Origin of the sequence: Paenibacillus sp. V4I7, assembly GCF_030817275.1 — a bacterium.
Taxonomy (GTDB): Bacteria; Bacillota; Bacilli; order Paenibacillales; family NBRC-103111; genus Paenibacillus_E.
This window is the reverse complement of sequence record NZ_JAUSZD010000002.1, coordinates 667418-680395: the sequence shown is the minus strand read 5'-3', so window position 1 is coordinate 680395 and position 12978 is coordinate 667418. Positions and strand designations below refer to the sequence as shown.

Below are 12978 nucleotides of genomic sequence, written 5' to 3'. Positions count from 1 at the left end.
GGCCGTGGGTCTTAAGGTATATATATTTTAAAGGGGGTCGAGTTTTATTATAAGCCTGTTTCATTAAGCCGAGATGAATAACACATTTCTTTTTGATTACAAATTATATTTTTATGATAAAAGGGACAATGAACACTTCATTACGATGCTGAAATTGACCCCAGATTTTGTAGATGCCACTTTTGGGAAAGTGGATGGTGAAAGCTGCATCAGGTCCGGAAGCTTTCGAATCATTCGGATGCACATGAACGAACTCCTTGGCATCTGAGCTTATAGCCACCACATGACCTAGACTGCCTAGATAAGGCTGCAAATCAGTTACAGGTTTTTTCGTTTCAGCACTTCTAATGGCAAAGTTCATTTTTAAATCCATACCCGCCATCAAATGGTCGAAGGAAAGATTTACTTCTTTGTCGCCGACTCTTTTCGTAAGATTCGTAACAGGTAGAAGTTTTTCTTCTTTCTTTTGCTGCCCATTAATCGTTACCCAATGGGTTTGAATCGTCTCACCCATGCCCTGCGGCGTAAAATCGGCGATCAGCTGATAGTGGCCACCAGCCGGGAACTTTGTCTTAATTTCAAATCGACCTCCACCGACATATTCGGGATGAAGATGGTCAAAATAGGTAAGATCCTTACTGACAACGATCAAGTGCAGCAGCTTTTCATGCATGATATCGAATTTATCAATCGGTTTATTCCATTTATTTTGGATGAGAATCGTCACAGATGCATCCTCATTAGGCAAATATTGCTTCGACACGACTGAAAAATGAGCAATCGCGTCACTTTGGTGGACATGTGTTGAAGAAGATGTAGTCGTAATCGGCATCCCCATCATGTCATGTTTTGTGGGCCGCGTACCGCAAGCGGTGAGAAGGAGTGTCATACCTATAAGGACAATTACCGTTGTTCTCATCAGCTTTTTCTATGCACAATTGGAGCCGCTAGAATGCTTAACCCCATTGAACAGAGCCCACAGATGAACATCGTTCCTCCCCAAAGCTCCGGCGCCCAATCCAATGTATGAAAAATACTCAAATCCGCAAAATATAAGCCCCAGATTAAAACAGGAATCAAAAAGAAAGCAACCTTATATCGCCAATCGCTCGCTTCCAACTGTTTAATGGATCTAAATATCAAATCAGCAGCAATCCCGCTAATCAATAAAATCACAATAGATCCGTAATGAGAAAAGCCATCCAATATCGCCATTAGTACCGCTTGGAAAACAAAGAAATAAGTGACGGTACCGAATGGGAGCTTCCATCTTCTTATAACCAGCATGACAGGTAAGACTAACAGCATCGTTGTAACTAGGAAATCCACGACAGCTCTTGCAACCGCATCTTCTTCCCTTGCCATCCATAGATTTTGACGAAATGACCAAGCATACATGAGAAAGAAAGCCATGACAGCAAAGGTTAATGCAACCGAGGTCAAAGCAGGCAGCAATTGGCGAAAGGTAGGTGAAACCTCATCTTCAGCGCAACTTATCGCACGGTATGGACTGGTCAGGATCATAAGTGCACCTGTCAGTAAAATCAAATGTGTTGGGCTCAACAACGCTGCTATATTCTCCTCAATTCCAAACACCGTATGCCAGTACATATCACCAAGACCACCTAAGAAAAAGATGATCACTCCTGCCACGCCAAGCTTGTAACCTGTCGGGATTGCCTGCACCCAAGTTGCATGACTGACCCTAGACTTGTTCTGATAAGTCAAATAGAAAATCCACACGGCACATGCCAGATACCCCGAATACAAAATGGCATGCCAAGGCGTAAAAAAGGTTTCAACGACACCGTGGTTATGAGCAAAGCCGTCAATAAATAAACCAACGATAAGCCACATCCCCATCAACATCGTGATCGTATGCTTGAAATTACCGATATTCGTTTTCGATTGCTGCATAGGTACCAGGACTGACAAACCCATCATCTCCTCAAATTTGTCTTCATACCCATATTATATGTCATAGCCTATGACATAGACAGGATAATGGAGATGACATCCTGCAATGCAGGATCTACGGCATCAATTTTTTTAAATGATTTCCCCTTACTTTACGGTTGACTTCCTTTTATTTATGGAGCAAATTAATTATAGGACGTAGGGGAGGATTGTTTACAATGAAACCTATCAAAGCGATTATTTTCGATTTAGACAATACGTTACTATGGGATGAAAAAAGTATAAATGAAGCCTTTCAAGAAACATGCCGTATCGCTTCCGAGTCCGTCAACGTGGATCCTTCAGCACTTGAAAGTGCGGTACGTGATTCAGCTGAGCATCTATTTCGTACAATGGACTGTTATGCATTTGCTAAAATGATTGAGGTTACTCACTTGGAAGCACTCTGGGGACGCTTCGATTCGAAAGAGCATCCTTCCTTTCTGGAGCTAGAACAATTCGCCCCTATCTACCAGAAGGAAACTTGGAATCAAGGCTTACTTAAACTGGGCATCGATGATCCCCAATTGGGCCAAGTGCTTGCCGAGCGATTTGCTCGTGAGCGAAGAGAGCGCCCCTTGGTTTATGAGACAACTTTCGAGGTATTGAATGCTTTGAATCACAATTATCAACTACTGCTAATGACGAACGGCGCTCCCGACTTGCAGCAGGAAAAAGTAGACAGCATTCCTGGTTTAGCGGCTTACTTTGATCATATTCTTATATCCGGCTCCTTCGGCAAAGGGAAACCTGATCCGACTATTTTTGAGCATGCTCTGAATCTGCTTGGTACCACTGTGCAAGAAACCATCATGGTTGGCGATAATTTAGATACGGATATTAGAGGGGCGTTAGGAGTTGGCATGCGGAATGTGTGGATCAATCATCATAACCGCACGGCGCCGATTCACAATCGCCCTAGTTATGAAATAGCCACATTACCTGAATTGCTGGGGATTTTAAAGCCTGAATAGCGTTCACGAAATAAAAGGAATATGCGGCTTCCATGACTATTAGATGTCCGAATAGATTCCGTTGCACAATATCCAATGGAATGATATATTCACGAATAACATGTTGAATTTCATTGTATTTGCTCATTAGCTGCTCGATAATAAAAAAAAGGGCCAATCGACGTCATCGATTAGCCCTTTTTGCTACAAACTGCCCTCTTTCACAAGAGTCCATTATTTAAAAAACAAATTCAACTCCGCGCTGCTGCTTATCCCATCATGTAACGCTTGTTGACGAAGGACCAAGTAAAGCTCCGCTTTGGTTGAGTTATAGTAAGGCAGTACGAATAAAACACCTATTCCCAGTGCCAACGTACCTAGAATAAACCAACCAATAAAGGAAAGATCCAACACAAACATTTTCCACTTCTGCCCACTTGTCATTTGATTGCTTAGATCAACAGCTCTCTTCATCCCAATTCCAGGATTATCCCCCAAAATATAAGGCGTCATGCTGTATGCATACGACTTCACGATACCTGGAATAATGAGCAGCAAAAACCATAAGAAGTTAAGTAGGCCGCTCCAAAACATACCCTTAACAATTGCTAAGTAATTGTCTTTCGTAAATGAATAAACGAGATAGTTCATGTTTACATCATCTTGTGCAGCTTGTTTAAAATATTGTTGTACGCTCACTTTTAGCGGAGCCACAACGAAGATATTAAAAGCTAACGCCACTAGACCAATCACGGCTGCCAAGAAGACAATGATAAGGATAATAGCGAGACCTGCTCCGTCGGAGATATCGCCCATTCCGCCGCTAAACCCGGGAAGACTCATCGATGTACTTCCACCCGAATTAAATGAGCAGCTTGATACCCCGCCACTCACCACCGCAAATACCAAACTAACCAGAAAAGCTTTCCAATACGATGTCCGCAGAACGTTCTTTGCTCTGATCTTTAATTCCCTGCGCGTCCAATACAAATTATCTCCCCCTTTATTTCAACAGCTTTTGGGCGACAATATAACCCGATCCTCCATTGATCCCGTGCCCTGGCCAAGTTGCCGCACCTAGCATATACAAGTTTGGAATCTCTGTTTGATGGCTTGGCTGCCCCGGCAGTGGCCGAAACAGATAGCTTTGCGCCAAATCATGGGCTCCGCCATATGGATCACCTGGACCAGAATTTGGATTGAATCTGGCAATCATGTCTGGCGTAACAACGGCATGACCAATAATTGCACTCGGGATATTAGGGATATGCTTGCCTACAATCGTAAGTACTCGCTCAGCGAAACGCTCTGTAAGCTCCGGTGTCCAACTGCCATCACCGATATCGATAAGGCCAGCGGCATCGCCGCGAGGGCGGCAAGGTACCTCCAGTACCTGAATACGCATGATGGCCTTCCCTTCAGGCGCACGAGACGGATCCAGATTCGTGGAACAATCCACCGTGAAAGTCGGTTTTGCTGGAAGCAAATCCGCCATTCCTTGCGCAATGGCCTGTGTGAATCCATCAAGTCCATCCGTTAAATGCGGCTGACCGACCTTAGTAAAGCGAGCATCTGGCCACTGCGGCGGTTCACTCAGAGCGAGATGGATCTGTACACAGCCCCTACCGTAGCGGAACCGCTTCGCTTGTTCGATCAGCGGGGGACTAATTTCAGCATCAGCCAAAAGGGAGAGATAGAGTCGATCTGGACTTGTTGACGCAACGACTGCTTGCTTCGCCCGATACTCCTCTCCCTTCGAAGTCCGCACACCAACTGCACGTCCGTTCTTCACGACAATTCGCTCCGCTTCCTGTTCTGTGAGGATGACACCACCTTGGTCCTGAATAAGCTGGGCAAGTGCTTGGGCAAGCTTTTCGCTTCCACCTTCGGGAATTGGCATTCCCCCTCCCATTAATGCCATTGCTGTGAGAGGCACCCAAATGCCGCTGCCGACTTCATCAGGCGTACGCCCAAGATGAGATACCCACGGCGCCAACATTGATCGGAGTACAGGAGATTGAAAAGAACTTACGGTATTACGAGCGGTTGAGAAGATGGAGGCCGCAAATTCGGAGTATCCTTTACTTCCCTTATTATGTAATAGTTTCTCGATGATAGTTGAGGCTTTGGAACGTGATAGATCCAAATTAAATAAAGCAAAAACATCCGCAGCATAAGGATTGAATGCCTTGAACATGGCCGCTAAAGCAGCTCCATCGCCAGGGGCAAGTCGTTCGGCCTCTGCAAGTAACGCCTCGAACGATCGTGAGAATACCGCCGTTCGCCCGTCCTCCATAGAGACTCCAGTTGGCAGGTCCGTGTTTAAGTAGCGTAATCCGCGAGCCTCAAGTGCTTCACCAAGATCGGCATAGGCCGGACCTGTCAATAGTAGAGGGTGAGCCGCAGCATAGACATCATGCTTGAACCCCGGTAAAGTAAGCTCCTCCGTACGCAGGAAACCGCCTGGACGATCATTTTTCTCCAGAACGAGTACGCTCCTCCCAGCGCGTGTTAAATAGGCAGCCGTAATCAAAGCATTGTGGCCGCTCCCAATTAGGATGACATCGAAAGTTTTCAACTCCCATTCCCTCCTCACAGTGACTTCCATCATGGATAATACTAACCTAATGGCTGTGAGAGGTTTGCCTCTTCTTGTCGACAGATCCAATCCTATTTTCTATTCATCATTTTAATAGGTTATAATAGATTTATCTTAAAATAAGAGGGACAGATATGACAGAATCACAACGTATTAACTGCATGAAATGCCAACATTTCTACATTACATGGGATGCCAATTTCCCAAGAGGCTGCAAAGCATATGGCTTCAAAACACAGACAATGCCCAGTCTTCGTGTACTTTCGTCTTCTGGCAAGCCCTGTATGAACTTTGAACCGAAAGCAGATTCCAAACAGAAGTAATGAAAAAAAAGAGGCCACCCTAAGGCGCCTCCTACTTCCTTCTACTAGATGATTTTAAAATCAGGTTTCACCTTCGTGAAATTCGGATTCTTCCCGCTAACCATAAGACCCATACCCCAATCAAAATGCGTATTTTCGGTCGGAAAATCACTGGCGTCGCGGTATTGGAACAATACATTCCTTCTTGTTCTAGAGCTCTTATTCGATTCTGATCCGTGAATTGTCAAGTAATTGAAGAACAGAACATCACCCGCTTCAGCTACGCAAGGCGTCCCCTCTTTAATCGGATACTCCTTATGATTCAAATAATAAGAGCCCACATGTGGCAAGGAGCCAGTGCGATGCGAACCTGGAATGACACGCAGGCAGCCGTTCTCCTCATCTGCATGATCCAGATGCACACTGGCAGCTAGCATGGAATGCTTTTCGTGCGGAAAATAAGGGTAATCCTGATGCATCGGGAAAGCTGCGCCATTCTCTGGCGGTTTAACGAGCATTTTGGAATGATGCAGCTGCACGTTAGGACCAATAATCTGCGTCAGTACAGCAGCCATATTCGGATGAATCACGGCTCGCATAAAAGCGGCATCGTGATAATGCACATCATGAAAGCCTTTTAAGACTAGCTTTTTCAGCTCCTCTGCCGGAAGAAAGTCGCCCTGCCATTGTGAATTATGATCAGCCTTTGATTGTGCAGCACGGCTAATGATCCCCTCTACGCCTTGTCTCATTTCTTCAACTTCCTGTTGATTGAAAACTCCCTTAACGAGTAAATACCCATTTTCTTTATAAAAATCTACATCTTTTTGTTCGATCACAGGCCATTCCTCCATTTATCCGGTTGATATTTATTCGCTTTCTTATTTATAATTATAGGAAAATGAATGAATTCTGTCTTTTTCTCCAAAGGACACTTTTTTGCAGAATAAGGACATTTCAATATAAAGGATGAAGCCTATGTATCTATGTAAAGAAACCGATTCTATGCTTAATGAAGTCCTTAACGTCATTCATGGACCCGCTGCTTGCTTCAAAATTCAATATTGGGGAGTTAACCCTTGCCTGTTTGACAATCAGCCCCATAAGCATTCTTTCTTTGAGGTTTGTTATGTCATGGACGGTGAGGGAGAGTATACGGAAAATGATATTGTCTATCCACTTAGAGCAGGTACACACTTTTGCTCGCGACCGGGAATTAATCATCAAATCCGCACAAAAGAAGGCTTATTTATTGCTTATGTCGCATTCGAATTAGATGAAACACAAAGCGATGATACTATGCGTGAAGCCTTCAGCGATCTAGCTGAGCATGCCGAGGTTTGCATCCATGAAGCAGATCATCACCCAACTGCCCACTTGTGGAAGTCACTCTTGATTCGAGAAGGGAACGGGAGCTTGCCGCCTGCTGCGATTCCCTCGCTTGCCTACGCACTTCTAGTATCCTTTCTTTCATTATTCGGAAAAGACATGACTAAACCTTACTTTCACCGTAAAAATACACATATTCTGCTGCAGCGCGCCAAGCTTTATATCCGTGATAACTTATCCCAGCCGCTTCATCTTGGACATGTTGCTGGTTATCTCAACGTCTCAGAACGTCATCTATCACGCTTATTCTCTGAGGGCATACATGAAACTTTTACCGACTTCATTCGAAGTGAACGCATACGCCAAGCGGCCCACCTGCTTCTGACAAGCGAGCTTTCAATTAAGGAAATTGCCGAAGTCACAGGCTTTTCTTCTGTCCATTATTTTTCTCGTACCTTTATGGAAGAGAAGAAGCTGCCACCAGGCAAATTCCGACAGCAGGAAAAGATTCGTATGTAAGATAGTAACTCTTTTCATAAAAAAGCTCGCCCCCTCTTCAAAAAATGAGGGGGCGAGCTTTGTTTAATTAGCTTCACGGCTGTAAACCAATGGATTTAACGCAGTTGCCGCCAAATCGCCTGGTTGAATGCCGGGAAACCAAGCTTTCAAATCATTCTCACGCGCTTTACTATCCGGCTCGGCTACTCTTATTCCGTCGGCGTAATAAATCACGGTCATCACTTTACGCATGGTGTCCGTAGGGTTTCCAGGCGCGCTGTGCAGTGTCCACCCGGAGTGGAATGTTGCATCGCCTGCCTCCATGGCGCCGTGAGACATCGTTTCGAAGCCTTTGCCTTCAATGTACCCGGCAAGCGTTCGATGGGATTCGTCGGAAATAACCATTTTATTAATGTAGCCCATAAGATGGGACTCCGATGCAAAGGTCATAGATCCCACCTCTTGGGAAATGGGAACTAACGGCATCCACATGGTAATCGTCTTGTCTGTATCGAGCGGCCAATAGATTTGATCTTGATGCCACGGCGTATGACCTCCGTGAGGTTCTTTAAACAGGGCTTGATCATGATAAATTCGCACCCCATTCACCCCCATTAAATCAGCCGCGATTTTGGCAAACCGTTTAGCTAGAACGAATCTCTGGATCGCTTCACTTTTCTCCCACAGATTTGAGATTTGAATAAAGGCCTTTCCATACGTATCTCGCTGCTCTAGTGGCTTGTCATGCTTGTTCAACTCTTTCACCAAGTGACTAATAACAGGCTCATAGGCAGCGATTTCTGACTTGCTTGCCACCTGTCTAAGAGCAATATGTCCATTTTTCTGATAGCTTTCTTTCTGCTGTGCAGACAATTCATAGTTGTCTTCCAAAGAGGGTAACTCATTTCTTTTATTTGTTTCCGGAATGCTCATCCTCTGCTCACCTCTTTGTATAATTATAGCTTTATTATAGAAGGCATATAGTTCGAAATCTTTGTCAAACAAGGTTTTATTATTGTCAAAAACAACTGGATTATATGTACAATGAAGGACTACAATAAGATAAGAAAAGAATGATTGGTACGAGAAAGGGATCTGCATGCTCAACGTATTATTGAAACAACATTCGATTGTTCCATTTGTTAGGCAAAGTGAATTTGCTGTTCGAAAACCGTGGATATATCCGGAGCGCAGGTTGCTTGATTACTTATTCGTTTATATTCAAGAGGGCACTTGCTGTTTTTGGGTAGATCATAAGAAGTATATGTTTCAAGCGGGTCAATTCTGCCTCGTACAGCCTGGAAGCTTACTAACGCTCGAAGGGCTGACTAACACAGTTACGCCTTATATTCATTTTGATTTATGTTATAATTCCGAACGCGAAAACAGCTTCCCCACCCGACCCGGTCAGATTGATTTATCGGCTTATATGAACCTGATGCAGCCAACAATCAATGATCTATTTGGGATTCAAATGCCAGTTCATGTCCATCCCTCCAACCCATCTAAATTGAAAGAAACGCTTTTTCAGGTTATTGAGTATGCGCAGCAACAGGACCCGCTCATTCAACTTAAAACCCAACATTTCGTTACGGAAATTATCATTTCTCTACTAGAAACTTACTATCAGGCGACACAGACACCTACACATTCGTTCAACTGGATTACTTCTTACTTTTCCAATCATCTAAGCGAACCCATTTCATTAGAGGACATGGCGAATCGAGCTAGCCTATCTGTTTCCAGATTTAGTTTCATGTTCAAGCAGCGATATGGGATCTCGCCTCACCAGTATTTAATCAACATGCGGGTTAATCACGCCAAGGAACTGCTCACAAACACAGATCTTAGTCTCGAATCTATAGCGCTCTATTGCGGTTTTGCTGATTTACACCATTTCTCCAAAATGTTCAAGAAAAGAACGGGGTCTACACCTGGTGAACATCGAAAAGCTAACAAAAGCATTTTATGGGAAAACCTCTAGGCCATTCAAAGATGAGCGACCTAATAGGAAAGCCGTTTTCTGGAACAGGAAACTTATACTTTCCTATGTGGTAGCACAAATAATCCCCTTCCTCAATAACATATCGAGGAAGGGGATTTTTCATTTCCCAGGAAATAGTCGAAACTAGTCGAAATAAACGGCTTTCCCTGTTTTTGCTGATTCATAAATAGCTTCTAAGATTTCGGATACGACACATGCTTGCTCAGGGGTTACAACCGGATCTGTATCATTTTCGATCGCTTGAATCCATAGGCGCATTTCTAAATCCGGCGCACTTTCTGTTTCACCATCGTAGAAGGCTACTCCGCCAGCTTTCAATTCAACTTCGGTCGTGTATAAGCGGCTGTGCTTTTCACCATTAATTCGAAGACCGCCTTTCATATCAGCGCCGCCTTCTGTTCCGCTTAGTGTACATTTCGCTTCATCCACTTCAAGTGTATTAAGCGCCCAGCTTGATTCAAGAATAATCGTAGCACCATTTTTCATTGTAATCATACCAAATGCGGAATCCTCAACTGTGAACTTGGAAGGATCCCAAGGTCCCCAAGCATTTGCTGCATTTTCTCGTTGGGATAATTTATGATAAGAAGTACCCAATACAACCTTCGGCTCATAGTTGTTCATCATCCACATTGTTAAATCAAGTGCATGCGTACCGATATCGATCAGCGGGCCTCCGCCTTGCTTTTCCTCATCAAGGAAAACGCCCCAAGTAGGTACCGCGCGGCGACGAATCGCATGAGCCTTAGCGAAATAAATCTCACCTAGCTCGCCTTCCGAGCACAACTGGCGTAAATGTTGGCTATCGCCGCGGAAGCGATTGTTGTAACCAACTGTGAGCTTCTTGCCTGTGCGCTTAGCTGCTTCCACCATACGGCGTGCATCTGAAGCTGTTTTGGCCATCGGCTTCTCTGACATGACGTGCTTGCCTGCTTCTAATGCAGCAATCGTGATTTCCGCATGTGAATCATTTGGCGTACAGACATGAACGATGTCAATGGTACTGTCCTTCAGAACCTCGCGGTAATCTTCATATACACGAGCGTCTTCTTTGCCATACTTAGCAGCAGCTTCTTGCGCTTTTTCAGAAATAATGTCACAGAAAGCAACCATTTCTACATTCTTTAATTTGTTCAAACTTGGCATGTGCTTGCCATTGGCAATACCTCCACAACCAATAATTGCTATACGATACGTTTTTGACATGATGATCCTCCTTAGAGTCTTACTTTAGTAAAACTTCATTCGTAAAATAAGCCTTAGCATGTATAACCGTTAGGCTTCTCACAATTGCTCATAGCTAGTACTATATAAGAGTATAACAAAAACCTACAAAAATAAAATTTCTGATCTGGCGAAAATTGTATGCAATTGTGCCATGATGGAGGACCATACATGCTTATTAACGAAATTTCCCGCAAACTTGGCATCACAGCCAGAGCCATTCGCTTCTATGAGCAGAAAGGACTGTTAAAACCTGCAAAGCAGAAAGACAATGGCTATCGAACCTATACGGAGCAAGATGCGTGGAGACTACAAACCATTATCTCATTACGGGAAGTCGGAATGACACTGGAAGATATTCGTCAAACCTTAGCCCAAACCGATTTAAATCAACAAGAGGAAGTGCTAAGCGCCCTGCAGATGCAGCGTTCGATGCTGTTTGAACAGTGGACAGAAATGAAACAAATCATTGGAACAATGGATCAGATGATCCAAGCCGCTCAAGGAAGCAGCATACTGCCGACTGAACTGCTTTACGAGCTAGCTCAGCAAAGCAAGGAGCTGCGTGACCTACGGGGAAGCTGGCGTGACCATTGGGATTTCGACCGAAAGGCCCAACTGTTTGATGAGCTGCTGCAGCCTGCTACTTCGTTTGTAGATACCACAGAAAACGGCACCCTGAACGACATCGAAACGAGCAGCGCTCCCGTATATACTAGCTACGAAACAGCATTAGACAAAATCGCCCAGCTTATCTCTCCTGCTCAGGGCCTTAAGGGGCTTGATGTAGGTACAGGCACCGGCAACTTAGCCGGCAAGCTGCAGCAAATCGGCCTAACCATGTCAGCCATTGACCAATCCAAGCAAATGCTCAAGCTTTGTGCTGCCAAATATGGTGACATCGAACTCAAGCTCGGCAATGTACTGGCCATTCCGTTCATGGATGGAACGTTTGATTATGTTGTCAGTTCGTTTGCCCTTCATCATCTGACAGAAGCGCAGAGGGAGCTCGCCTGGGGTGAAATGCTGCGGGTATTGAAACCGGGCGGAGTCGTATGCATAGCCGATTATATGATGCAAGACCGAAATGAGGCAGATGCATTTCTAGCCAACCTCATCTCGACTAAAGCTACTAAGCTGCCTATGATGCATGAGCAAGTCGATCTCTACATGACGCATACTCATCTAACAGAGTGGTTACTCTCTCATACTCGCCAAGTTAAATCGGAGCCATTGGGAAACAGCATTTACGTTGTTTACGCACAAAAATGAGCCTGGGCCGCTGTTAACCAGCACCCAAGGCTCATTATTTTTTGACCATACTTGCTACCAGCTTATAACCAACGCCACGGATTGAATCGATTTGAACAGACTGTTGATTCATTTCCAGCTTCTTACGAAGCGAGCTCACATGAACATCTACGGTTCGTTGGCCGCCAATATAGTCAAAACCCCAAACGATATTCATTAGATCGTCTCTTGTTACGACGACGCCCGGGCGCTGCACGAGATAAAGCAAGACCTCAAACTCCTTCGGTCTTAACGGAATGGATTCCCCGTTCAGAACGACTTCATATTTCTCCGGATAAATGAACAATTCACCCGCCTGAATCACTTTCTCATTGCTCTTAAGTTTGTCCGCTGCCACGTCCTCCGATTGTGTTCTTCGCAGAACGGCAGAGACGCGGGCAAGCAATTCCGCCACCCCAAAGGGCTTCGTTATATAATCATCAGCACCGTGCTTAAGACCTTGCACCACTTCATCCTCAGCATTACGTGCCGTTAAAATAATAACAGGTGTGCTGTTTCCTTTCTGCCTAAGCTTCGCCAATACTTCGAATCCATTCAGTCCAGGCAGCATAATATCCAGAATAATTAAGTCGTAAGTCTGCTGCAACGCCTCTTGAAGCCCATCGCCACCATGATCGACAACCTTCGTATCATACCCGTCCTGAGATAGGTTGTACGATAGCAATCGAGCTAGAGTTGGCTCGTCTTCAATAACTAGTATTTTTTGTGCCATGGGATCCCCCCGCGTTTACAGTATATTTACATTGCACAACCTCATCTTACCACATGATTGTAAAAACAATGTAAATGTTTCATCATCGC

The 12978-nt window shown here is 44.6% G+C and carries 12 protein-coding genes; 4 read left to right on the top strand and 8 right to left on the bottom strand.

Annotated features, from left to right (window positions below; all coding sequences use genetic code 11):
• Positions 1-103 precede the first annotated feature (103 nt).
• The gene (locus QFZ80_RS04230) at positions 104-919 is read right to left on the bottom strand and encodes a putative periplasmic lipoprotein (protein ID WP_307557420.1); all 816 of its coding nucleotides are present in this window, start codon (positions 917-919) and stop codon (positions 104-106) included.
• A complete protein-coding gene (locus QFZ80_RS04225; RefSeq protein WP_307557418.1) occupies positions 919-1935 on the bottom strand; it encodes a hypothetical protein in 1017 nt (338 codons plus the stop codon). The genes QFZ80_RS04230 and QFZ80_RS04225 overlap by 1 nt, the downstream gene beginning before the upstream one ends.
• Positions 1936-2135: 200 nt before the next feature.
• Here QFZ80_RS04225 and QFZ80_RS04220 point away from each other — a divergent pair, with 200 nt between their 5' ends.
• Entirely contained in the window at positions 2136-2930 is a 795-nt protein-coding gene (locus QFZ80_RS04220; protein ID WP_307557416.1) for an HAD family hydrolase, read from the top strand.
• A gap of 213 nt (positions 2931-3143) precedes the next feature.
• Here the strand turns inward: QFZ80_RS04220 and QFZ80_RS04215 are convergent, their stop codons facing one another.
• From QFZ80_RS04215 to QFZ80_RS04205, 3 genes are all read right to left on the bottom strand, one after another.
• Positions 3144-3899: a DUF975 family protein gene (locus tag QFZ80_RS04215; RefSeq protein ID WP_307557414.1), complete on the bottom strand. Its 756-nt coding sequence runs from the start codon at positions 3897-3899 to the stop codon at positions 3144-3146.
• A 13-nt stretch (positions 3900-3912) separates the two neighbouring features.
• Positions 3913-5487, bottom strand: a complete 1575-nt coding sequence (locus QFZ80_RS04210; RefSeq protein ID WP_307557412.1) for a phytoene desaturase family protein — start codon at positions 5485-5487, stop codon at positions 3913-3915.
• Between the two features lie 388 nt (positions 5488-5875).
• Entirely contained in the window at positions 5876-6649 is a 774-nt protein-coding gene (locus QFZ80_RS04205) for a phytanoyl-CoA dioxygenase family protein (RefSeq protein WP_307548569.1), read from the bottom strand.
• A gap of 139 nt (positions 6650-6788) precedes the next feature.
• On the opposite strand from QFZ80_RS04205, the gene QFZ80_RS04200 reads away from it, so the two are divergent.
• Positions 6789-7658: an AraC family transcriptional regulator gene (locus QFZ80_RS04200; protein WP_307548571.1), complete on the top strand. Its 870-nt coding sequence runs from the start codon at positions 6789-6791 to the stop codon at positions 7656-7658.
• 63 nt (positions 7659-7721) lie between these two features.
• Here QFZ80_RS04200 and QFZ80_RS04195 read toward each other — a convergent pair whose 3' ends face one another.
• Positions 7722-8570 (bottom strand): phytanoyl-CoA dioxygenase family protein, encoded by an 849-nt coding sequence (locus tag QFZ80_RS04195; protein ID WP_307548573.1) that lies wholly within the window; start codon positions 8568-8570, stop codon positions 7722-7724.
• A 166-nt stretch (positions 8571-8736) separates the two neighbouring features.
• Here QFZ80_RS04195 and QFZ80_RS04190 point away from each other — a divergent pair, with 166 nt between their 5' ends.
• On the top strand, positions 8737-9621 hold the full coding sequence (locus QFZ80_RS04190) for a helix-turn-helix domain-containing protein (RefSeq protein WP_307548575.1): 885 nt from the start codon (positions 8737-8739) through the stop codon (positions 9619-9621).
• Between the two features lie 144 nt (positions 9622-9765).
• On the opposite strand, the gene QFZ80_RS04185 is transcribed toward QFZ80_RS04190, so the two are convergent.
• A complete protein-coding gene (locus tag QFZ80_RS04185; protein WP_307557409.1) occupies positions 9766-10848 on the bottom strand; it encodes a Gfo/Idh/MocA family protein in 1083 nt (360 codons plus the stop codon).
• A gap of 189 nt (positions 10849-11037) precedes the next feature.
• On the opposite strand from QFZ80_RS04185, the gene QFZ80_RS04180 reads away from it, so the two are divergent.
• Complete coding sequence (locus QFZ80_RS04180) at positions 11038-12138, top strand: MerR family transcriptional regulator (RefSeq protein WP_307557408.1); 1101 nt, start codon at positions 11038-11040, stop codon at positions 12136-12138.
• 34 nt (positions 12139-12172) lie between these two features.
• Here the strand turns inward: QFZ80_RS04180 and QFZ80_RS04175 are convergent, their stop codons facing one another.
• On the bottom strand, positions 12173-12889 hold the full coding sequence (locus QFZ80_RS04175; RefSeq protein WP_307557405.1) for a response regulator transcription factor: 717 nt from the start codon (positions 12887-12889) through the stop codon (positions 12173-12175).
• Positions 12890-12978 lie beyond the last annotated feature (89 nt).